At 72.2% G+C, this 21887-nt stretch carries 20 protein-coding genes; 14 read left to right on the top strand and 6 right to left on the bottom strand.

Features of this window, described 5'->3' with window-relative positions:
* Window positions 1-12: 12 nt before the first annotated feature.
* The 3 genes from Bra3105_RS04095 to acs all read left to right on the top strand — a co-directional run bounded on the left by Bra3105_RS04095 (window position 13) and on the right by acs (window position 3250).
* On the top strand, window positions 13-216 hold the full coding sequence (locus tag Bra3105_RS04095; RefSeq protein ID WP_200501299.1) for a ribbon-helix-helix domain-containing protein: 204 nt from the start codon (window positions 13-15) through the stop codon (window positions 214-216).
* Window positions 194-1111 (top strand): hypothetical protein, encoded by a 918-nt coding sequence (locus tag Bra3105_RS04090; RefSeq protein WP_228358710.1) that lies wholly within the window; start codon window positions 194-196, stop codon window positions 1109-1111. Before Bra3105_RS04095 ends, Bra3105_RS04090 begins: the two co-directional genes overlap by 23 nt.
* Window positions 1112-1273: 162 nt before the next feature.
* A complete protein-coding gene (acs, locus tag Bra3105_RS04085; protein ID WP_228359598.1) occupies window positions 1274-3250 on the top strand; it encodes an acetate--CoA ligase in 1977 nt (658 codons plus the stop codon).
* Window positions 3251-3367: 117 nt separating this feature from the next.
* On the opposite strand, the gene Bra3105_RS04080 is transcribed toward acs, so the two are convergent.
* Genes Bra3105_RS04080 through Bra3105_RS04070 form a run of 3 tightly spaced genes read right to left on the bottom strand, consistent with a single transcriptional unit; the run spans window position 3368 to window position 6305 of the window.
* Window positions 3368-4192: a DUF4097 family beta strand repeat-containing protein gene (locus Bra3105_RS04080; protein ID WP_228358709.1), complete on the bottom strand. Its 825-nt coding sequence runs from the start codon at window positions 4190-4192 to the stop codon at window positions 3368-3370.
* Window positions 4192-4845 carry a response regulator transcription factor gene (locus tag Bra3105_RS04075; RefSeq protein WP_228359597.1) on the bottom strand — a complete coding sequence of 218 codons (654 nt, stop codon included), beginning with the start codon at window positions 4843-4845 and terminating at the stop codon, window positions 4192-4194. Before Bra3105_RS04075 ends, Bra3105_RS04080 begins: the two co-directional genes overlap by 1 nt.
* 35 nt (window positions 4846-4880) lie before the next feature.
* Window positions 4881-6305: a sensor histidine kinase gene (locus tag Bra3105_RS04070; RefSeq protein ID WP_228358708.1), complete on the bottom strand. Its 1425-nt coding sequence runs from the start codon at window positions 6303-6305 to the stop codon at window positions 4881-4883.
* Between the two features lie 181 nt (window positions 6306-6486).
* Between Bra3105_RS04070 and Bra3105_RS04065 the strand changes: the two genes are divergently transcribed.
* The 4 genes from Bra3105_RS04065 (at window position 6487) to rlmB (ending at window position 10782) form a co-directional block, all read left to right on the top strand.
* Window positions 6487-7689, top strand: a complete 1203-nt coding sequence (locus Bra3105_RS04065; RefSeq protein ID WP_228358707.1) for a LacI family DNA-binding transcriptional regulator — start codon at window positions 6487-6489, stop codon at window positions 7687-7689.
* A gap of 106 nt (window positions 7690-7795) precedes the next feature.
* On the top strand, window positions 7796-8281 hold the full coding sequence (locus tag Bra3105_RS04060) for a phage holin family protein (RefSeq protein WP_200501295.1): 486 nt from the start codon (window positions 7796-7798) through the stop codon (window positions 8279-8281).
* 42 nt (window positions 8282-8323) lie between these two features.
* The gene (cysS, locus tag Bra3105_RS04055) at window positions 8324-9766 is read left to right on the top strand and encodes a cysteine--tRNA ligase (RefSeq protein ID WP_228358706.1); all 1443 of its coding nucleotides are present in this window, start codon (window positions 8324-8326) and stop codon (window positions 9764-9766) included.
* Window positions 9766-10782: a 23S rRNA (guanosine(2251)-2'-O)-methyltransferase RlmB gene (rlmB, locus tag Bra3105_RS04050; protein ID WP_228358705.1), complete on the top strand. Its 1017-nt coding sequence runs from the start codon at window positions 9766-9768 to the stop codon at window positions 10780-10782. Before cysS ends, rlmB begins: the two co-directional genes overlap by 1 nt.
* Before the next feature lie 8 nt (window positions 10783-10790).
* Here rlmB and Bra3105_RS04045 read toward each other — a convergent pair whose 3' ends face one another.
* Both Bra3105_RS04045 and Bra3105_RS04040 read right to left on the bottom strand, forming a co-directional pair.
* Window positions 10791-12032, bottom strand: coding sequence for a DUF4032 domain-containing protein (locus tag Bra3105_RS04045; RefSeq protein WP_228358704.1), 1242 nt, complete (start codon window positions 12030-12032; stop codon window positions 10791-10793).
* A gap of 249 nt (window positions 12033-12281) precedes the next feature.
* Window positions 12282-13361: an ABC transporter ATP-binding protein gene (locus Bra3105_RS04040; protein WP_228358703.1), complete on the bottom strand. Its 1080-nt coding sequence runs from the start codon at window positions 13359-13361 to the stop codon at window positions 12282-12284.
* Window positions 13362-13617: 256 nt separating this feature from the next.
* Here Bra3105_RS04040 and Bra3105_RS04035 point away from each other — a divergent pair, with 256 nt between their 5' ends.
* On the top strand, window positions 13618-14298 hold the full coding sequence (locus tag Bra3105_RS04035) for a peptide deformylase (RefSeq protein ID WP_228358702.1): 681 nt from the start codon (window positions 13618-13620) through the stop codon (window positions 14296-14298).
* 140 nt (window positions 14299-14438) lie between these two features.
* On the top strand, window positions 14439-15230 hold the full coding sequence (locus Bra3105_RS04030; protein WP_228358701.1) for a hypothetical protein: 792 nt from the start codon (window positions 14439-14441) through the stop codon (window positions 15228-15230).
* A gap of 188 nt (window positions 15231-15418) precedes the next feature.
* On the opposite strand, the gene Bra3105_RS04025 is transcribed toward Bra3105_RS04030, so the two are convergent.
* On the bottom strand, window positions 15419-15931 hold the full coding sequence (locus Bra3105_RS04025) for an inorganic diphosphatase (protein ID WP_200503873.1): 513 nt from the start codon (window positions 15929-15931) through the stop codon (window positions 15419-15421).
* Between the two features lie 100 nt (window positions 15932-16031).
* On the opposite strand from Bra3105_RS04025, the gene Bra3105_RS04020 reads away from it, so the two are divergent.
* From Bra3105_RS04020 to folE, 5 genes are all read left to right on the top strand, one after another.
* On the top strand, window positions 16032-17453 hold the full coding sequence (locus tag Bra3105_RS04020; RefSeq protein WP_228358700.1) for a D-alanyl-D-alanine carboxypeptidase/D-alanyl-D-alanine-endopeptidase: 1422 nt from the start codon (window positions 16032-16034) through the stop codon (window positions 17451-17453).
* 13 nt (window positions 17454-17466) lie between these two features.
* The gene (gene tilS / locus Bra3105_RS04015; protein WP_228358699.1) at window positions 17467-18567 is read left to right on the top strand and encodes a tRNA lysidine(34) synthetase TilS; all 1101 of its coding nucleotides are present in this window, start codon (window positions 17467-17469) and stop codon (window positions 18565-18567) included.
* Between the two features lie 62 nt (window positions 18568-18629).
* Complete coding sequence (gene hpt / locus Bra3105_RS04010) at window positions 18630-19181, top strand: hypoxanthine phosphoribosyltransferase (RefSeq protein WP_200503870.1); 552 nt, start codon at window positions 18630-18632, stop codon at window positions 19179-19181.
* Between the two features lies 1 nt (window position 19182).
* Window positions 19183-21279: an ATP-dependent zinc metalloprotease FtsH gene (ftsH, locus tag Bra3105_RS04005; RefSeq protein ID WP_200503869.1), complete on the top strand. Its 2097-nt coding sequence runs from the start codon at window positions 19183-19185 to the stop codon at window positions 21277-21279.
* 1 nt (window position 21280) lies between these two features.
* Complete coding sequence (folE, locus tag Bra3105_RS04000; protein WP_200503868.1) at window positions 21281-21883, top strand: GTP cyclohydrolase I FolE; 603 nt, start codon at window positions 21281-21283, stop codon at window positions 21881-21883.
* The last annotated feature ends 4 nt before the right edge of the window (window positions 21884-21887 follow it).

Raw genomic sequence — 21887 nt, 5'->3', positions numbered from 1 at the left:
TAGCATGCTCGCATGTCCGGAAGCTCACCCACGACGGACGGCACCGGCGGCGGCGACCGCAAGGTGCAGTTCAACGTCTACCTGCCCAAGGACCTCGTGGTCGCCGTGAAGCATCGCGCGATCGACGAGTCGTCCTCCCTCAGCGCGCTCGTCGAGTCGGCGCTGCGCGCGCACCTCGGAAGGAGCGTCGACGATGACGCCCGAGACCACTCCTGAGAACGCCGCATCCGCCGCCGGGACTGACGCGGCGCCCGTCGCGCCGGCCGTCGGCGCGCCCGAGCTCACCGTCTTCCCCCTGCGCTTCACGGCCGATCCGCGCGCGATGATCGCCTTCCTCGTGGAGCTCGGCATGGCCCGCCGCATCACCGCGGGCGACGACGGCTTCGGCGAGCTGCGCGCGGGTGCGGGAGCCGTCATGGTGCACGCCGCCTCCACCAGCGCCACGGGTGCCCGGGCGGGCACCACGGACCTGTGCATGGCGACGCCGTCGGCCGACCGTGCCGCAGAGGCCCTCGAGCGCGAGGGCATCGAGGTCACGGTCTGGGACGAGAGCTATGGCAGGCAGGGCATGATCACCGGGCCCGACGGCGAGGGAGTCTCGCTGAACGAGGACCAGGTGGACCTCTACGGCTACGAGGGGCACGACGCGTCCCCGGATCCGCGCCTGCACGTGTGCGCGGTGCTGTCGAGCGAGGACTTCGGGCGCGACGCGCGCTGGCTCGGCCGGCTCGGCTTCGCCCCCGCAGCGGCCGGCGGACCCGGCGGGGCCGACGGGGCCGACGGGGTCGACGGGGTCGACGGGGAGAAGGCGATCGCCTCCGCCGAGCGCAGCGGATGGCTCGAGCTCCACGGGCCCGGGAGCGCGGGGATCATCGGCCTCCACGCGCCGATGGCAGGACGCGAGCGCACGCGCCGCGCCTCCCCGGAGATGCCCGACCTCCCGCCCACGCTCCAGGTGCGCCTGGGTCTCGAGACCTCGGAGGACCTCGAGGCGCTCACGGCGCGGCTGCGCTCCGCCGGGCACGACGCGCGTCTCGTCGAGGGCGCCGTGCGCGCGGTGCACGTGCCCGACCCCGACGGCATCGAGGTCGAGATCCATCCGCTGCCCTGAGCGGCTCGGCGCCCGCGCGCCGCGGGCGCCGATCCCGATGTCCGCACGCGGTGTCCGAACGCGCGGGCGCATTCCCGTGACGTGGGTCTCCTGCGATACGGTGAGGCGGAAGACCGAACGCCCCGCGGTCAGCGCCGCGGGACCCCGTACGCAGGAGCGATGATGTCCGACGACGCCACTTCGACCGGCACCTACCCCGCGGAGAACCGCACCTTCCCCCCGAGCTCGGCGTTCGTCCAGAACGCGAATGCCCGGCCGTCCCTCTACCCGGAGGCCGCGCGCGATCGCCTGGGCTTCTGGAAGTCCCGCGCCGCGTCGCTGAGCTGGCACAAGACCCCCACCGAGACCCTCGACTGGTCCGACCCGCCGTTCGCGAAGTGGTTCGCCGACGGCGAGCTCAACGCCGCGTACAACTGCGTGGACCGCCACGTGGAGTCCGGTCACGGCGAGCAGGTCGCACTGCTCGCCGAGTACGAGGACGGCTCCGATGCCGCCTTCACGTACGCCCAGGTCAAGGACGAGATCAGCCGGATGGCGAACGTCCTCGAGGGCTTCGGCGTCACCACCGGCGACCGGGTCGCGATCTACCTGCCGATGATCCCCGAGGCCGTCTTCGCGATGCTCGCCTGCGCTCGCATCGGCGCCCCGCACTCCGTGGTCTTCGGCGGCTTCAGCTCCGACGCCCTGCGCTCGCGCATCGAGGACGCCGAGGCGAAGGTCGTCATCACGGCCGACGGCCAGTTCCGCCGCGGCAAGGCACTGCCGCTGAAGGACGCGGTGGACGCGGCTCTCTCGGGCGGTGCGGAGTCCGTGACGAACGTGCTCGTCGTGCGCCGCACCGGGGCCGACGTGGCATGGACCGAGGGCCGCGACGTCTGGTGGCACGAGGCGCGCGAGCAGGCCTCGCCCGATCACGAGCCCGTCTGGGTCGAGGCCGAGCACCCGCTGTTCATCCTCTACACCTCGGGCACCACCGGGAAGCCCAAGGGCATCGTCCACACCACCGGCGGGTACCTCACGCAGGCGAGCTACACCCACCGCGACGTCTTCGACCTCAAGCCCGACACCGACGTGTACTGGTGCACGGCGGACGTCGGCTGGGTCACCGGCCACACGTACATCGTGTACGGCCCCATGGCGAACCGCGCCACCCAGGTCATCTACGAGGGCACCCCGGACACGCCCCACCAGGGCCGCTGGTGGGAGATCGTCCAGAAGTACGGCGTGAGCATCTTCTACTCCTCGCCGACCGCCATCCGCACCGCCATGAAGTGGGGCGACGACATCCCGGCGAAGTTCGACCTCTCCTCCCTGCGCCTTCTGGGCAGCGTCGGCGAGTCCATCAACCCCGAGGCCTGGCTCTGGTACCGGCGCGTGATCGGCGGGGACCGCTGCCCGATCGTCGACACCTGGTGGCAGACCGAGACCGGCGCGATCATGATCTCCCCGCTGCCCGGCATCACCGATGCCAAGCCCGGCTCCGCACAGGTGCCGCTGCCCGGCATCAGCGCCGACGTGGTGGGCGACGACGGCGAGACCATCGAGAACGAGAAGACGGGCTACCTCGTGCTCACCGAGCCGTGGCCCTCGATGCTCCGCACCATCTGGGGCGACCCGGAGCGCTTCAAGGAGACCTACTGGTCGCGCTTCCCCGGGAAGTACTTCGCGGGCGACGGCGCGAAGCGCGACGCGGACGGCGACATCTGGCTCCTGGGCCGCGTCGACGACGTCATGAACGTCTCCGGCCACCGCCTGTCGACCACCGAGATCGAGTCGGCGCTGGTCTCCCACGACTGGGTGGCCGAGGCCGCCGTGGTCGGCGCGGACGACGAGACCACCGGCCAGGCCGTGGTCGCCTTCGTGATCCTCCGTGAGGGCACCCAGGGCGATGTCGAGGCCGCCGGCGGCGAGGAGGAGGCGGCGAAGATCCTCCGCGCCCACGTCGGCACGGAGATCGGTCCGATCGCCAAGCCCAAGAAGGTGCTGCTGGTGACCGAGCTGCCCAAGACCCGCTCCGGCAAGATCATGCGCCGCCTCCTGCGCGACGTGGCCGAGCACCGCACGATCGGCGACACCCAGACCCTCGCCGACTCCTCGGTCATGGACCTCATCCAGAAGGGCCTCGAGGACAAGAAGTGAGCCTCCGTCACTGACGGCGCCGGACCGCGGTCCGACGCCGCCGGGACCCCGCTCGTGGCGCGGCGCCCCTCACCATCGAGGTGAGGGGCGCCGCGGTGCGTACTGCCCGGGTCGGCCTCAGCGTCGCGTGACGCTCACGTCGCCGATGTCGGTGCGGGCCCGCAGCGCCGCTCCCTCGCCCCGGATCCCGGCGTCGACGTCGGTCGAGCCCTCCTCGGAGCGGGCGTCCACGTCCCAGGTCTCGCAGCAGGGGAGAGCGATGGACACGTCGCCCGTGGTCGTGCGCGCCGAGACCTCGTGCGCCCCGTCCTCGTCGAGCGCGAGGTCGATGTCGCCGATGTCGGTGCGCGCGGCGACGGAGCCGGATGCGGAGACGCCGTCGGCGTCGACGTCGCCCGTGCGGGTCCGCAGGTCGAGACCGGCCAGGGCGCCCTGGGCCGAGAGGTTCCCGACGTCGGCCTTCACCGCGAGCGAGAAATCGGGCGCGATGTCCGGCGGGACGAGCACGAGCAGGTCGCGGTCCTCGTCGTCGAACCAGTTCGAGGTCGCCTCGAGGCGGGGGCGCTGCACGTCCACGCGCAGCGTCCCGTCGTGCGTGCTGCGCACCCAGCGCGCCTTCACAGGGGCGGGATCCGCGGGCACGGTGTCCGTGCCCTGCTCGACGAGGACGAGGGTGACCTGGTCGACCTCGTCGCTCACGCGCACGGTCACGTCGGAGACCGAGGAGGTCACCTCGAGGGACGAGGGCGAGCCGGCGGCCAGCACGGCGGGCGCCTCGGGGAAGCGCGACTGCTCGATGCCCGCGGCGATGCTGCGCGCCACGAGTCCTCCGGCGGTGAGCACGAGGCAGACGACGGCGATGAGCACGAGCACGCGCCGCATCGTGCGGTCGCGTCCGGTCCCCTCGGGCAGGGGGCGGGGCGGGAGCTGGGCGGTGGGCATCAGCGGTCCTCCGATTCCAGGTAGCGCAGCACGGCCATGACGCGACGGTTCTCACCGTCGACCGGGGGCAGTCCGAGCTTGGCGAACAGGGACGAGATGTGCTTCTCGACGCTTCCCGCCGAGACGTGCAGCCGCTCGGCGATGGCGGCGTTGGAGCGTCCCTCTGCCATCAGCTGCAGCACCTCGCTCTCGCGCGGGGAGAGGTCCTCCCGGATCGAGCGGCGGCGGGAGCGCACGAGGATCTGCTGGACCACCTCGGGGTCCAGGGCGGTCCCGCCGTCGCCGACGGCGCGCACCACGCGGAGGAACTCCTCGACGTCGGCCACCCGGTCCTTGAGCACGTAGCCGAGCGCCCCGCCGGAGTCGGCGATGAGCTCGGAGGCGTAGCGCTCCTCGACGTACTGGGAGAGCACGAGCAGGGCGACGCCGGGGTTCTGGGCGCGGATCAGCACGGCGGCGCGGATTCCCTCGTCGGTAAAGGTGGGCGGCATCCGCACGTCCACGATCGCGAGGTCGACCTTGTGGCGGGAGACCGCATCCAGCAGGCCCGTCGCGTCCTCGACGGAGGCGACGATCTGGTGGCCGGCGGCCGCGAGGAGGCGTTCGAGGCCCGCCCGCAGGAGCACCGAGTCCTCGGCGATGACGATCCGCAGGCTCTCGCGCGCGGGGCGGGGGGATCGGGTCGTGCTCATCGGTGGGTCTCCTTCGCGGAGTCGTCGGGGGCGGGGTCGGGCGCGCCGGCGGGCTCGCGTGCAGGGGTCGACGGGGCGGACGCTGGGATGGTGGCGTCCAGGATCGTGGGGCCGCCCGCGGGGGAGGAGACCACGAGGTGACCGCCCGTCGCGCGCACGCGGTCGGTGAGTCCCGCGAGGCCCGTCGAGACGCCGTCGCGCCGCACGTGCGCGCCGCCCCGGCCGTCGTCCTCGATGCGCACCCGCAGGGCCGTGGGCGCGGGTGATCCGGGGAGCCGGGGCGAGGATCCCGCCGCGCCCGGCCGATCGGCCGGTCCCGCGAGCGTCACGTCGACGCGGACGTGCGAGGCGCTCGCATGCTTGGCGACGTTGGTGAGGGCCTCGGAGACCACGAAGTAGGCGACGGCCTCCTGCTCGCGGCCCAGGCGCCCCGGCACGGCGACCGTGAGGCCGACGGGGACGGGGGAGCGCGCCGCGAGGGCGGAGAGCGCGGGGTCCAGGCCGCGGTCGGCGAGGACGGCCGGGTGGATGCCGCGGGCCAGCTGGCGCAGGTCCGTGATGACGGCCTTCGCCTCGTCGTGCGCCTCGTCGACGAGCTCGGCGGCGCCCGCGGGATCCTTCTCGATGCGCGAGCGCGCCATGCCCAGTGTCATGGCCAGCGCGACCAGGCGGGGCTGGACCCCGTCGTGCAGGTCCCGCTCGATGCGCAGGCGCTCCTGCTCGGCGGCGTCGACCGCGCCCTGGCGGCGCACGGAGAGCTCCTGGACCTCCTGGCGCAGGCCGTCGTCGCTGCTGGGCAGCATCACCCGCGCGAGCCCCCGTTCGGCGAGCACCCCGGCGGCGAGCGAGCCGAGCGCGATCGCGAGGCAGAGGACGGCGCCCAGGGCGAGCACGAGCGCGCCGGGGCGCCAGGAGCCCAGCTGGGCATCGGGCGCCATGATCGCGAGCTCGGCCGCGGTCCACGCGCCCCACAGTCCGACGTAGAGGACGAGGCTCGGGAAGAAGCCCACGATCATCGTGATGTGGTGGTGCAGCACCGAGCGCCAGAACTGCCAGGAGATGACGTCGAGCCCCAGGTTCTGCAGCGCGGCGCCGAGGCCCGTGCCCCGCGCGACCCGTCGCGAGGGGACGACGACGTCCACGCCGTGCACCGCGCGGGCCCGGCGGCGCTCGAACGCGGCCGCCGCACGCATGACGAGCACCCACGGCACCAGCAGCAGGAGGCCCGTGAGGACGGCGGGCAGTGAGGCGATCCCGGTGACCAGGACGGTCAGGCTGATCCACAGCCAGGTGATCGAGAGCAGTCCCGAGACCAGCACGCTCGCCATCCCCACCAGGAAGCGGGGACGAGGTGCGTCGGGGCGCGGTGCGTCGGGCCGCGGCACCGGCGCGGGTCCGGCGGGCGTCGTGGTGGAGGTCATGGGATCACCGTAGGCGGGCGCGTCGCGGTGCACACCGGGGCCGGCCGCCGTGCCCCGCGGGGGATAACCCCCGCTCGCGCGACGGATCGCTCGCCGCTTGGCGGACGCACGAGGCTGTGAGACCTGTCCCGCCCGGACGAGCCGCGCACCCCGCAGAGCCGCGGTGCGGTTCAATGAGTCCATGAGCGATGACCTCATCAGCGAAGGAGCGGACGACATGCAGGATGCCGGCAGCATCGACCCGAACTCGGACAGCGCCGAGGGAGCAGGCGCGACGGACCAGGTGATCGAGCAGGGCGACGCGGTGAGCGCGTCCATCGCCGCCGACCAGGGGCCCAGCCGCGGCACCCTCCGCGACGTCGCCGACAGCCTGGGCATCTCCAGCGCCGTCGCGCTGCGGGCGCTGCGCGACCAGGCCGACATCCGGCCCCGCCTGCGCGAGCGCGTCCACGAGGCCGCCGAGCGGCTGAACTTCCCGCTCGAGGAGCTCGCCGACGAGACCTCGCACCGCGGCGTGGTCGCGGTCCTCGTCAACACGATGCGCAACACCTGGATCTCCGATCTGGTGCGCGCGATCCGCATCGAGCTCACCGCCACCGGCCGCTCGGCGATCGTCGTCCCGACCCGCCGCCGCGTCCCGGAGTACCCGATCGCCGCGGACACCGACGCGATCCGCTCCCTCGTGGACCTCGGCGTCGACGGCTTCCTCATGGTCTCCGACCTCCACGACGTCGACAGCGTCATCGAGGCCACCGCCGACCGCCCCTTCGTGGGCATCGGCTGCTCGCGGTCCTTCGTCGGCCGCTTCGACACGGTCCGCATCGACGACGAGGTGGGCCAGGGGCTGCTCGTCGATCACCTCGTGAGCCTCGGCCACACCGAGATCGCGCACGTGGGCGGGGTCGGCTCGACCGTCGCCCGCGAGCGCGCCGACGCCTTCCAGCTCGCCATGGAGCGCCACGGCCTCGCCGACCACGCGCGCATCGAGCCCGGCGACTTCACCGAGCAGGTGGGGCAGACCGCGGGATCGATGCTGCTGCGCGGCAGTCAGGTGCCCACGGCGGTGACCTGCGCGAACGACGTCACGGCGCTCGGCGTGCTCGCCGCCGCCCGCGACGCCGGCTACGAGGTGCCCACGCAGCTGGCCGTCGCCGGCTACGGCAACACCTCGCTCTCCTCCTCGGGCGTGACGCAGGTGACCAGCGTCGACCCGAACTCGGACCGCCTGGGGGCACTCGCCGCCCAGCTGCTCGTGGACCGCGTCTCCGGCCATGAGCAGGAGGCGCGCGACGTGGCCGTCGCTCCGTCGCTCGTCGCCCGCCAGAGCACGGCGGCGGGCCCCCGCGCCGAGTCCAAGCGGCGCACGCGCGTCCACGTCGACTGACCGGCGCGGGCGAGCCCGCCCGTCGGGCATCTGACCCGTCACGTCCCTCCGCCCGTTCGCGCACGGACCGCGTGTCCGGGCATCCCACCTGCGATAGGCTCCGACCATGATCAACACCACGAACGACCCGACGACCCCGCCCACCCAGCGGTCGATCGGCGAACTCGTCGCCTCGATCCGTGACGAGGTGCTCGGTGTCGTGCACTCCGAGATCGACATCGCCAAGAAGGAGATCACGGGCATCGCCGTCAAGGCGGGTGTGGTCGCGGCGTGCGCGGCCGTGCTGCTGTTCCTGCTGCTCTCCGCCTGGGTGATGCTGCTGTTCGCCGCCGCCTGGGGTCTGCAGGCCGCGGGCCTGCCGGCCTGGGCGTCCTTCCTCATCGTGGCGGGCGTGTTTATCGTCCTCGCCGTGATCGCCGGCCTCGTGGCCTTCCTCGTGGTGCGGAAGATCCGCGCCCCCGAGACCACGATCGAGACCGCCAAGGGCGCCGTCGACGCCGTGCAGGGCAAGCGCCGCGCGAACGCCGTCTCCTACGACGACACCTTCGACGAGCTCTACGGCAAGCAGGTCAGCGCCCGCGTCTCCGACTGACCCGGGTCCCGGGCAGGGCCCGCGGCCACGTACCCTGGACCCGTGAGCCTGAACCTGTACGACACAGCAACGCGCGAGACCGCGCCCTTCCGCCCCGTGCGAGAGGGCGCGGTCTCGCTGTACGCGTGCGGCCCCACCACTCAGGGGGCGCCGCACATCGGGCACCTGCGCACCTTCCTCGCCGTGGACGTGCTGGTCCGCTGGCTCGAGCGCAGCGGCCTCGACGTCACCTATGTGCGCAACGTGACCGACATCGACGACAAGATCCTCGCGAAGTCGGCGCAGAACGACGTGCCCTGGTGGGCCTGGTCCTACCGCTTCGAGCGCGAGTTCCACGAGGTCCTCGACGACCTCGGCTGCCGCGTCCCGGACTACGAGCCGCGCGCGACGGGCCACGTCACCGAGATGATCGCCTTCATGGAGCGCCTGATCGAGCGCGGTCATGCCTACGCCGACGGTCACGGCAGCGTGTACTTCGACGTGCGCTCGCTGCCCGACTACGGCTCCCTGACCCATCAGGACCTCGACGACATGCAGGACGCGGGCGAGGCGCCCGAGCCCGGGAAGCGCGATCCGCGCGACTTCGCCCTGTGGAAGGCGGCGAAGCCCGAGGAGCCCGGGACCGCGGCCTGGGACACGCCCTTCGGGCGCGGACGCCCCGGCTGGCACCTCGAGTGCTCGGCGATGGCCCGCCGCTACCTGGGGGAGACCTTCGACATCCACGCCGGAGGCCTGGACCTGCGCTTCCCGCACCACGAGAACGAGCAGGCCCAGTCCCACGGCGCCGGCTACGGCTTCGCGCGCACCTGGATGCACGTGGCGGTGCTCACCGTGGACGGCATGAAGATGGGCAAGAGCCTGGACAACTTCGTCACCGTCGAGGACGCCCTCGCCGCGCATCCCGCCCCCGCCGTGCGCCTCGCCCTGCTGGGCGCGCACTATCGCGCCACCATCGAGTACAACGCCGCCGCTATGCGCGAGGCCGAGGTGGTCTGGGAGCGCTTCGGCGCGAGCACGCAGCGCGCCCAGGAGCTGCTGGGGGAGGACGCCGTGCTCGCGCAGGACCTGCGCGCCGTCGAGCTCCCCGAGGCGTTCGCGGCCGCCATGGACGACGACCTCGGCGTGCCCGAGGCGATGGCCGTCGTGCACCGCACGCACGCCGCGCTGAACGCCGCCCTCGCCGAGCGCGGCGCCGCACCGGAGACGATCGCCGCGCTGCTCGCGGAGCTCCGCGCGATGCTCGACGTGCTGGGCCTGGACCCCGTGTCCTGGGCCGACACCGCCGGAGAGGGCGGCGGGGAGCACGAGGCACTCGACGCGCTCGTGCGCGGCCAGCTCGCCGCGCGCGCCGAGGCACGGGCGGAGAAGGACTGGGCGCGGGCCGACGCGATCCGCGACGCACTCGATCATGCAGGCATCCGGGTGGAGGACGGCGCCGACGGCGCCCGATGGACCCTCGCACCCGCGACCAGGAAGGACTCCTGATGGCAGGGAACAGCTCCCGTCGCGGCGCCATGCGCCGCACGAAGAAGGGCGCGACCGCCGGCTCCGGCGGCGTGCGCCGCCGCGGCCTCGAGGGCAAGGGGCCGACGCCCAAGGCGAGCGACCGCCCCGGTCACAAGGCTTACCAGGGCGGCTCCGGGGGATCCGGCGGCTCCGGCCAGGGCGGCAAGGGCAGCTCGGGGAAGGGCGGCCACGGCGGCAGGCAGCGCCGAGGGGACGCCCCCGCTCCCGGCGAGAACCAGGTCGCCGGCCGCAACGCGGTGCTCGAGGCCCTCCAGGAGGGCATCCCGGCGACCTCGCTCACTGTGCTCGCGCGCATCGAGGGCGACGAGCGGGTGCGCGAGATCCTGCGCCTGACCACCGCGCGCGGTCTGCCGATCGCCGAGGCCACCCGCACCGACCTCGACCGCATCACGGATCACGCCGTCCACCAGGGCGTCTCGCTGACCATCCCGCCGTACGAGTACGCGGACGTCGACGAGCTGCTGGAGATCGCCCACGACGCCTTCGAGCCGCCGCTCCTCGTCGCGCTGGACGGCATCACCGATCCCCGTAACCTCGGCGCGATCCTCCGCAGCGCGGGCGCCTTCGGCGTCCACGGCGTGATCCTTCCCGAGCGCCGCAGCGTGTCGATGACCGCGAGCGTCTGGAAGGTGGCGGCCGGCGCCGCGAGCCGCGTGCGCGTCGCCCAGGTCACGAACCTCAACCGCACCCTGGCCGACCTCAAGTCCCGCGGCGTCTTCGCCCTCGGGCTCGATGCCGAGGGGGACGTCTCCACGCGGGACCTCGCCAGCCAGGAGCGCTCGCTGGGCACGGAGCCCGTCGTGCTCGTGGTCGGCGCCGAGGGCAAGGGCCTCTCACGGCTGGCCCGGGAGACCTGCGACCAGGTCGTCTCGATCCCGATGGGGGAGCGCACCGAATCGCTCAACGCCTCGGTCGCCGCGGCGATCGCGCTCTACGAGATCGCCGGGGTCCGCGAGGGCACGGGCATCGCCTGATGCTGACGTCAGCCCTCGAAGATCGGGAGGGCTGACGTCTCGGTCGTGACCAGGGACTTCTCGTCGGGTCGATGGGGGAGGATGTTCTCCACGTAGTCCTGGACGGCCTCCTTCATCGGCACGTCCCGGCCCTGCTTCTCGCTGAGGAACCACTTGTGCTCGAGCACCTCGTGGAAGAACTCCGGGGGCTGCAGCTTCGAGCGCATGGTGCGGGGGATCGCCCGCACGATCGGCTCGTAGTGCTCCTGCTGCCACTCGTGGGCCACGAACTCCTCGTCCTCGGCCTGCTGGTCGGTGATCGCCCCGTACTGGTCGAGATCGTTGAGCAGGCGGCGCGCCTGGTTCTCCTGGGCGTCGATCCCCGTCAGCCGCATGAGGCGGCGCGCATGGTGTCCCGCGTCCACGACCTTGGGCTGGATGGAGACGGTGGTGCCGTCCAGGTCCGTGGTGAGCTCGAGCTCGCCCACGTCGAAGCCGAGCTCGTTCAGGCGCTCGATGCGGGCGGAGACGCGCCAGCGCTCGTCGGCCGAGAAGCTCTCGCGCTCGGTGAGCGCGGACCACAGCTCCTCGTAGCGGGCCACCAGCTGGTCGCCGACCTCCACCGGATCGGACTCCTCGTCGATGAGCTCACCGGCCTGCAGGTCCATGAGCTCGCCGATGATGTTCGTGCGCGCGATGTCGAGGTCGTAGGCCCGCTGTCCGTCGGTGAGGCTCTCGTGGAGAGTGCCCGTCTCGACGTCCACCAGGTACGCGGCGAAGGCACCCGCGTCGCGGCGGAACAGCGTGTTGGACAGCGACACGTCGCCCCAGAAGAAGCCCTCCAGGTGCAGGCGCACCAGCAGCACCGCGAGGGCGTCGAGCAGGCGCCGGGCCGTCTCCTCGCTCGAGACCTGCGAGAAGACCGCACGGTAGGGGAGCGAGAACTGCAGGTGGCGCGTGATGAGGACGGCGTCCAGCGGCTCTCCGCCGGGCGTGACGCGGCCGCTGACCACGGCGAAGGGCTCGACCGCGGGGATGTCGATCTTGCGCAGGATCCGCAGCATGTCGTACTCGCGCTGGGCGAGCTCGCGATTGATCTCCTTGAGCGCGAGCACGCGGCCCGAGACGCGCACGAAGCGCACCACGTGCCGGGAGATGCCGCGCGGCAGGGTGGCCAGCATCGACTCGGGCCACTCCTCGAGCGGCTCCTCCCACGGCAGGTCCAGCAGTGCCGGGTCGGGGCGCGAGGCCGTGATCTCGAGGGAAGCCATAGGCACTATTCTGCCCTCCCGCGCGCGCACGGTGAAGCGAGAAGTGCGCAGGAGGTGTGCAGAGGCATGGGGCGTTCCCGCAGTGCACGCGCCGAAGGCGGACGAAACGGACGGCCGGTCGGCGCCGTCGGCGCCCCTTCTCACGAATGTGGACGCACGCACGGAAAGCGGTCGCGCACACGGCAACGGGCGCCCGGCCGATGGCCGAGCGCCCGCTGGAGAGCGGCCCCGCGCAGCGGGGCGGTCGCGTCAGTCGCCCAGACGGGCGCCCGTCTTGACGTCGAACAGGTGCACGTGGCCCTCCTTGGGCTGGAAGTGCACGGTCTCGCCCTTCATCGGGGGCTTGCGGCCGTCGACGCGGGCGATGATCGGCTTGGAGTTCTCGTCCGAGCCGGCCAGGCGGCCGTAGACGTACGCGTCCGCGCCGAGCTCCTCGACCACGTCGACCTCGACGGCCAGGCCGTTCTCGGCGAGGGTGAGGTCCTCGGGGCGCACGCCCACGGTCACGGAGGTCTCGTCGGTGTCCGAGAGGGTCGCGCGGTCGACGGGGACCGTCACGGCGCCGAAGGAGACGCCCTGGTCGGTGAGCTTCTGCTCGACCAGGTTCATGGCCGGGGAGCCGATGAAGCCCGCGACGAAGACGTTGTCGGGGTGGTCGTACATGCGGCGCGGCGCGTCGATCTGCTGGAGCACGCCGCCGTTGAGCACCGCGACGCGGTCGCCCATCGTCATGGCCTCGGTCTGGTCGTGGGTCACGTAGACGGTGGTGACGCCCAGGCGGCGCTGCAGCGACGCGATCTGGGTACGGGTGGACACGCGCAGCTTCGCGTCGAGGTTCGACAGCGGCTCGTCCATGAGGAACACCTGGGGCGAGCGCACGATCGCGCGGCCCATGGCCACACGCTGGCGCTGACCGCCGGAGAGCGCCTTCGGCTTGCGGTCGAGGTACTGCTCGAGGTCGAGGATCTTCGCGGCCTCCTCGACGCGCTTGCGGATCTCCGCCTTCGGGGTGCCGGCGATCTTCAGGGCGAAGCCCATGTTGTCGGCGACCGTCATGTGCGGGTACAGCGCGTAGTTCTGGAACACCATCGCGATGTCGCGATCCTTCGGCGGCACGTCGGTGACGTCGCGGTCGCCGATCAGGATGCGGCCGGCGTCGATCTCCTCGAGACCGGCGAGCATGCGCAGGGAGGTCGACTTCCCGCAGCCCGAGGGGCCCACCAGGACGAGGAACTCACCGTCCTCGATGGCGATGTCGAGGCCATCCACCGCAGGGCGCTCCTGGCCCGGGTAGACGCGGCTCGCGTGGTCGAACGTGACTGTAGCCATGGTGATTCCCTCCACCGGCAGGTACGTGCCGGACGATCCGTTGTGAAGTGTTGAGAGCACCGGTGCCGCTGTGCACCGCCCCCGAGGGCTGTGTGCAACGTCGCACCGGCGATCGGAAGTGTATCCCAGATCTCAGGCCCGGGAGGACACCGTGCACGTCGTCGCGTCGCGGGGCCTCTCGGGCGGCGCCGCCGGGCGCCGCCCGCGACGGTGCGGCGGCGCGGGCGGGGACGCCGTCTGCGGGGATACTGGGGGTGTGGATCTCACCGAATACGTACAGCGCCTCCTGGACCGCCGCACCCGCCCCGAGGAGCCCCTGCGCATCGTGCAGGCGGGCCATCCCGCCCTGCGCGGGCCCGTGCGCGACGCGCGGGACCGCCTCGACCCCGCGCTGCTGCGCGAGCTCGTGGACGCCATGGTGGTGACCATGCGCGAGGCCCCGGGCGTCGGCCTCGCCGCGACGCAGATCGGCGTGCCCCTGCGCCTGTTCGTGGCCGAGGACCGCTTCGCCGCGGCCGACCAGGATCCCGAGGACGACCTGCTCGAGCGTCGGCCCTTCCCCCTGCGCGCCGTGCTCGATCCCTCCTACGAGGTCCTCGGCGAGCAGCGGGTCTTCGCCTGGGAGGGATGCCTCTCCTACGACGGGCTGAGCTCGATCGTGCCGCGGGGCCGGCGCATCCGCTTCACCGGCGCCCTCCTGGACCAGGACGGCGCGCTCGTGGACGTGGACGAGGAGCACCAGGGCTGGCCAGCGCGCATCCTGCAGCACGAGACCGACCACCTCGCCGGCACGCTCTGCCACGACCTGGCCGTGCCGCGCTCGATCATCGACACCCGCTACGCGCCGCGCTGGGCCGACGTCACCGAGGCCGTCGACGGTCTCGGGCTCACGGGCCCCATCGAGCGCCTCGCTCCCGGGACCGTGGTGCTCGACTGATCTGTCGGCCCGTCGGCCCGTCGATCCGCGGTCCTGCGGTCCCGCGCCGCGGTGTCCATCCTGTGCCCGGGTGATCCCGCTATGGTGTGCCTCGGCGTCGGGGTCTCCCGGCGCGCAGGACAGCAGAAGGGGAGCTGAACGTGGCGAACGCGAACGGTGGGTCCAAGTCATCCACGAGCGGCAAGGACAGCGAGGACGCACAGGGTCCTCAGGCACCCGATGAGCGCGTGCTCGGCATCGTCGACCACGCGCTGCGGATCCAGAGGCCCGTGGCCGACAAGTACGTGGACTCGCTGCGGCGCAAGCACCCCGAGATGTCCGAGGAGGACCTCGTCGGACATGTCGAGAAGCAGTTCCGCCGTCTGCTGACCGTCTCCGGCGCCGGCGTCGGCGGCGCCGCGGCCCTGCCCGGCGTGGGCACCGTGGCGGCGATCGCGCTGACCTCGGGCGAGGGAGCCGCCTTCGCCGAGGCGTGTGCCTTCCTCATCCTCGCCGTGGCGCGCGTGCGCGGCGTGGACATGGGTGATCAGGCCAGCCGCAAGACCGTGGTGCTCGGCGTGCTGGGAGGGGAGAAGGGCGAGCAGCTCGTCTCCAAGGCCCTGGGCCGCCAGGGGCTGCAGTGGGGCGCGGTGCTCAACGGCGTCGCCCCGGACTTCGTGGTCTCGGCCGTCAACAACCAGATCAAGCGCTGGATCCGCCGCAAGATCGCCGCGCGCATGGGCAGCGTCTGGGCCGGCCGCCTGATCCCCTTCGGCGTCGGCGCGGTGATCGGCGGCGTCGGCAACCGCGTCATCGCCGGCGGCATCATCAAGGCCGAGCGGGAGATCTTCTCCCACGTCCACGAGCTCACCGCAGGGGCGGCGGACGCCTCGTCCGCGCCGAACCCCAAGCGCGTCGACGCCTCGCTCGACGGAGACGCGAAGAGCTCCTGACACCGGCGCTGGCATCTGACACCGGCGCTGGTGCCCGAGGCGCACCGCGCAGCGGAGATGCCATGCAGATATGAGCGTGGCGCACCGGATCTCAGCGGATCCGATGCGCCACGCTCATATCTTCGGTCGGCCGGTCGGCCGGTCGGCCGACTCCGGCGAGTCGGCCACGGCCGACGGCCGGGCCGGGGTCAGACCTCGACCGTGAACTCGTTCTCGTGCTCGGTGCCCTTGGCGCGCTCGTAGGAGCGGCGGATCTCCGCCTCGGCGTCGCTGCGGCCCTCCCAGTGGGCCCCCTCGACGCTCTTGCCGGGCTCGAGGTCCTTGTAGACCTCGAAGAAGTGCTGGATCTCCAGGCGGTGGAACTCGGAGACGTCCGTGAGCTCCTGGCGTCGCACCTGGCGCTGGTCGCCCACCGGCACGGCGATGATCTTGTCGTCGCCGCCGGACTCGTCGCGCATGCGGAACATGCCCAGCGCGCGGCAGCGGATCAGGCAGCCCGGGAACGTCGGCTCCTCGAGGAGGACCAGGCAGTCCAGCGGATCGCCGTCCTCGCCCAGCGTGCCTTCGATGAACCCGTAGTCGTCCGGGTAGCGGGTGGCGGTGAACAGCATCCGGTCCAGCCGGATGCGCCCGTTGTGGTGGTCCACCTCGTACTTGTTGCGATTCCCTCGAGGGATCTCGATCGTGACGTCGAACTCCACGTCTGCGGCTCCGTTGCGGTGCTCATCGCCCTGTGGGCGCGGTCAATGGTCCTCACACTCTATGCGGAGAGTGGTCCCGACACTCTATATCCTGGGAACCATGCGGACCGAGAAGCTCTGGCGCGCGATCGCCATCACGCTGTGCGCCGCAGTGCCTGTCAGCTTCTACGTGGTGGGCGACCTCACGGACGCGTTCCCCGGAGTGCTCACGCTCTCGACCGAGCAGCAGGGTGAGAACGCGGGCCCGCGCGCGCAGGGCGAGGACTACGACCGGGAGCAGGCCGATCCGATCGTCCCCACCCCCGCGACCGCCTCGACGAGGGACGCCGACGAGGACCTCGCGGGCCGCCTCGCCTCCCACGCGAAGGATCCCGTGATCGACGGGGGACTGTCCTACTCCGTCGTCGACGCCGACTCCGGCGACGTCATCGCCGAGCGTGACGCCGACACCGCGCGCGTCCCCGCCTCGACCCTCAAGCTCCTCACCGCCTCGGCCCTGCTGCGCAGCGTCGACGGCGACCAGCGCCTCACCACGCACGCCGTGCTCGACGGCAGGACCCTGACCCTCGTCGGCGAGGGCGACATGACCCTGACCCGCGAGCGCGTGGACGCCCTCGCGAAGGATGCGGCGAAGCTCGCCAAGGAGCACGGCCAGGACCAGGTCGCCCTGCGCCTGGACACCAGCGCCCTGCCGGGAGGGGAGAACCCGGCCTGGGGCGACAACGGCCGCGCGGGCGGCTGGGTCACGCCCACCGCGGCCCTCGCGGTCGACGAGGGCTGGCTCGACGGCGAGCAGTACGGCAGGAAGTCCGCGGACCCTGCGGGCGATGCCGCGAAGCTCTTCGCGAAGGACCTCGAGAAGCACGGTCTGAAGGTCTCCGGCGGGGCCGACGCGCACGTCGAGGGGGCGAAGGCGCCCGAGGTCGGCGGCGACGTCGTCGAGGTCGCGACGCGCTCGGCGCCGCTCACCGACATCGTCCAGCACGCCCTGCAGACCTCCGACAACACGATCGCCGAGCTCATGGCGCACCTCACGGCCAGGGCCCAGGGCCTCGAGCCGACGCCGAAGAACGCCGCGAAGGCCGTGGACACCGAGGTGCGGTCCCTCGCCGACGAGCTCGGCGTGCCGGAGAAAGACCTCGAGGAGCTCGTGATCCGCGACGGCAGCGGCCTCTCGACGGGCGATCGCGTGCCGCCGCGGCTGCTCAGCGCGATCCTCGGCGAGGTCGCCTCCGGCGGTGCGCCGCAGCTCGAGCCGCTGCTGTACGACGTGCCGATCGCGGGCCTCACCGGCACCCTCGAGGAGCGCTTCGGCGCGAAGGACGTCGCGGGCGCCCGCGGCACCGTGCGCGGCAAGACCGGATACCTCGCGGGCACGTCGGCCCTCGCCGGCGTGACCGTTCTCCCCGACGGCCGCACGGTCGTCTTCGACATCGTGGTCCACGGGTTCGACGGGGCCGACGCCGACAAGGCCAAGGCCGCCGTGGACGACGTCGCCTACGAGCTCGCCCGTCGGACCTAGGAGCACCCACCCCATGGCAGGACCCCCGCGCGTGGTCGCACGCGCCCGCAGCGCCGTGCGCGCCGCCCTCCTCGCGCGCCTGGCGGACCTCGCCGACGCGACCGGTGGGGGCGCGCTCTCGCCGCGCGTCCTCGTCGGCCTCAGCGGCGGAGCCGACTCCCTCGCCCTGCTGACCACCACCTGCTGGGTCGGTGCGCGGCTGGGCCTGGAGACGGAGGCCGTGATCGTCGACCACGGCCTGCAGGAGGGATCCGCGTCCGTCGCCGAGCGCGCCCGCGCCCAGGCCGAGCGCCTCGGCGCGTCGGCCGTCCACGTGCTCGCCGTGCATGTCGATCCCGACGCGCCGGGCGGGATCGAGAACGCCGCGCGCGACGCCCGCCACGAGGCGCTCGAGACGCTCCTCGAGGAGCGCGGGGGCCTCGCGCTGCTGCTCGGCCACACCCTCGACGACCAGGCGGAGCAGGTGCTCATGGCGCTCGCCCGCGGCGCGGGGCCGCGTGCGCTCGCGGGCATCCCGGCCGCCCGCGGCCCCCTGCTGCGGCCCTTCCTGGGCGACGGCCGCGACGAGACGACCGCCGTCTCCCGGGCCGACACCGAGGAGATCTGCCGCCTGCACGACCTTCCGTGGTGGGAGGACCCGATGAACGCGGACACCAACCTGCTGCGCGCCCGCGTGCGCCACCGGGTGCTGCCCGTGCTGCGCGAGGAGCTCGGCGAACAGATCTCCCAGAACCTCGCCCGCAGCGCGGCGCTGGTCAGACCCGACTCCGACATGCTCGACGCCGACGCGGCCGCGCTGCGCGAGTCGCTCGAGCGCAACCTCGGGGAGCTCGAGGAGGAGGGGGACGTGCTCGCCCTGGACGTGCACGCCCTCGCCGCGGCGCCGACGCCCCTGCGCACCCGTGTGCTGCGCGATGCGTCACGGCTCGCGGAGCGGCGCGGCGGCGCCCCGTCGGACAAATCCCTGCTGCGCCGCCACGTGCTCGCGGCCGATGCGCTGGTGGTCTCATGGCACGGTCAGGCAGCCTCGCCCCTTCCGGGTAGGATCGAGGTCGCTCGTCGTGACGGACTGCTGGTGTGGCGACGCTCCCGCGACGGGGGCGCACGCGCGTGAACAGCACTCCGGCGCCGAACCCGCGCGACGCCGAGCCGAAGCCGACCCACGGAGGAGACCGCGTGTCCGTCAACCCTCACCAGGACGTCGAGCGCGTCCTGCTCGACGAGGAGACCATCCACGAGCGCCTGCGCGAGATGGGCGCCAGGATCGCCGAGGACTATGCGGACGAACCCCCGCTGCTGGTGGGAGTCCTCAAGGGCGCCGCGATCGTCATGTCCGACCTGGCCCGCACGATCGACCTCGACGTCGACATGGACTGGATGGCCGTGTCCTCCTACGGCTCGGGGACGAAGTCCTCGGGAGTGGTGAGGATCCTCAAGGACCTGGGCACGGACATCTCCGACCGCCGGGTGCTGATCGTCGAGGACATCATCGACTCCGGGCTCACCCTGAAGTGGCTGCTGGCCAACCTCCGCTCGCGCGGCCCCAAGAGCGTGGACGTCGCCGCGCTGCTGCGCAAGCCCGAGGCCGCGCGCGTCGAGATCGACGTGAAGTACGTCGGCTTCGACATTCCCAACGAATTCGTGATCGGTTACGGCCTGGACTACGACGAGTCCTACCGGAACCTTCCCTACGTGGGCGTCCTGAAGCGCTCCGTGTACGAGGACTGAGATGGCAAGCACCACCAAGAAGAAGCGGCCGGGCGCGTCCATCGCGATCTGGGTCGCCGTCGCCCTGCTCCTGGGCATCCTCGCGTTCACCTTCCTGGGACGCGACAGCTACCAGCAGGTCGACACCGAGCAGGGCCTCCAGCTCCTGCAGGACGGCAAGGTCGAGCAGGCGAAGATCATCGACGGCAACCAGCAGAGGGTCGACCTCGTGCTGAGCCAGGACTTCGACGACAAGGGCAAGAAGGTCTACTTCTCCTACGTCACCGCGCGCGGTGACGCCGTCGTCGACGCCGTCGACAAGGCCGACCCGAAGAAGGGGTACACCGACGAGATCGCCACCAGTCCTTGGTGGTCGACGCTGCTCGTCTCCTTCCTGCCCCTGCTGCTGTTCATCGGCGTGTTCTGGTTCCTCATCATGAACAGCCAGGGCGGCGGCCGCGCCATGCAGTTCGGCAAGTCCAAGGCCAAGCTGTTCAACAAGGAGGCGCCGCAGGTCACCTTCGCCGACGTGGCGGGGGCCGACGAGGCCGTCGAGGAGCTCGACGAGATCAAGCAGTTCCTCGTCGACCCGGAGAAGTACCACGCCGTCGGCGCGAAGATCCCCAAGGGCGTCCTGCTCTACGGCCCTCCCGGCACCGGCAAGACCCTGCTCGCGAAGGCCGTCGCCGGCGAGGCGAACGTGCCCTTCTACTCGATCTCCGGCTCGGACTTCGTCGAGATGTTCGTGGGCGTCGGCGCGAGCCGCGTGCGCGACCTGTTCTCGACGGCGAAGGAGAACGCCCCGGCGATCATCTTCATCGACGAGATCGACGCCGTCGGCCGCCACCGCGGCGCCGGCATGGGCGGCGGCCACGACGAGCGCGAGCAGACCCTGAACCAGATGCTCGTGGAGATGGACGGGTTCGACGAGAACCAGAACGTCATCCTCATCGCCGCCACCAACCGCGTGGACATCCTGGACCCCGCGCTGCTGCGCCCGGGCCGCTTCGACCGCCAGGTCGCCGTGGGCCTGCCGGACCTCAAGGGCCGCCTGCACATCCTCAACGTCCACGCGCAGGGCAAGCCGCTCGCGGAGGACGTCGACCTCGAGATCGTCGCGCGCCGCACGATCGGCATGTCCGGTGCGGACCTCGCGAACGTGCTCAACGAGGCCGCGCTGCTCACGGCGCGCTCGAACAACCAGATCATCGACTCGCGGGCCCTGGACGAGGCCATCGACCGCGTCTCCATGGGGCCGCAGCGCTACTCCAAGGTGATGAGCGACCGCGACCGCCAGATGACCGCCTATCACGAGGGCGGCCACGCGCTCGTGGCGGCCGCGCTGAACTACTCGGCGCCGGTCAACAAGGTGACGATCCTGCCGCGCGGCCAGGCTGGCGGCTACACGATGGTCGTGCCCACACAGGACCGCAACTACCAGTCGCGCAACGAGCTCCTGGACCGCCTGTCCTACGCGCTCGGCGGCTACGCGGTCGAGGAGGGCATCTTCCACGACGTCACCACCGGGCCCAGCTCGGACCTGCAGAACGCCACCAAGATCGCGCGCACCATGGTCACCCAGCTGGGCATGAGCGCGAAGGTCGGCCAGGTGTTCTACGGCAGCGGCCAGGACGAGGTCTTCGTCGGCATGCAGCAGGGCGGCGACGTCCAGGTCTCCGACGAGACCGCACAGCTCATCGACGAGGAGGTGCGCCGTCTGGTCGACGAGGCGCTCTCCGAGGCCTGGGCCGTGATCTCCGAGAACCGCCCCGTCCTCGACCGCCTGGTGCTCGAGCTCCTGGAGAAGGAGACGCTCAACGAGCACCAGCTGGCCGTGGTCTTCGAGGGCGTCACCAAGCGCCCGCAGCGCGACGTCTGGCAGTCCTCCGCGCAGCGCCCCGTGTTCACGGCGCCGCTCGTGGGCGGCAACCCCGGCGATGCGAGCAGCGAGCACGGCGACGCGGGCGATCCGCTCACCCCCGGCCCGCCCGAGCTGCCCTCCCCGGGCGGCGACGGCCCCCAGATCCCCGGCTACCCCGGAGGCACCGATCGCGGGACCGGCGGTTCCGGGCCGGAGGGTCTCCAGGGCACCGACGGTCCTGCGACCGAGGACCGCTGAGATGGACGAGGAGCTGGCTCCCGAGGAGTCCGGCGCTCCCGGCGTCGACGCCCCACGCATCGAGGCGGCCGTGCGCGAGATCCTCGCCGCGATCGGGGAGGACCCCGACCGCGACGGGCTCGTGCAGACCCCCTCGCGCGTGGCCCGCATGTACGCCGAGGTCTTCGAGGGCATGCGCATGGACGCCCACGAGCCCCTCTCGGTGACCTTCGGGGACATCGAGCACCAGGAGCTCGTGCTGGTGCGCGACATCCGCTTCCACTCCATGTGCGAGCACCACCTGCTGCCCTTCTTCGGCACGGCCCACGTGGGCTACATCCCCGGCGCGCGCGGCGTCACCGGCCTGTCGAAGATCGCGCGGCTCGTGCACGTCTACGCGCGTCGGCCCCAGGTCCAGGAGCGCATCACCACCCAGATCGCCGATGCCCTCATGGAGGAGCTGCGCGCCGCCGGTGCGATCGTCGTCCTCGAGGCCTCGCACATGTGCATGTCGATGCGCGGCGTGCGCGCCGAGGGCGCGCAGACCGTGACCTCGGCCGTGCGCGGCATCCTGCGCAAGGGCACCACGCGCTCCGAGGCCATGTCCCTCATCATGCGGGGCTGACGCC

It is taken from the genome of Brachybacterium halotolerans subsp. kimchii (genome assembly GCF_020792675.1).
Taxonomy (GTDB): Bacteria; Actinomycetota; Actinomycetes; order Actinomycetales; family Dermabacteraceae; genus Brachybacterium; species Brachybacterium halotolerans.
This window is presented reverse-complemented; position numbering and strand designations above follow the sequence as displayed.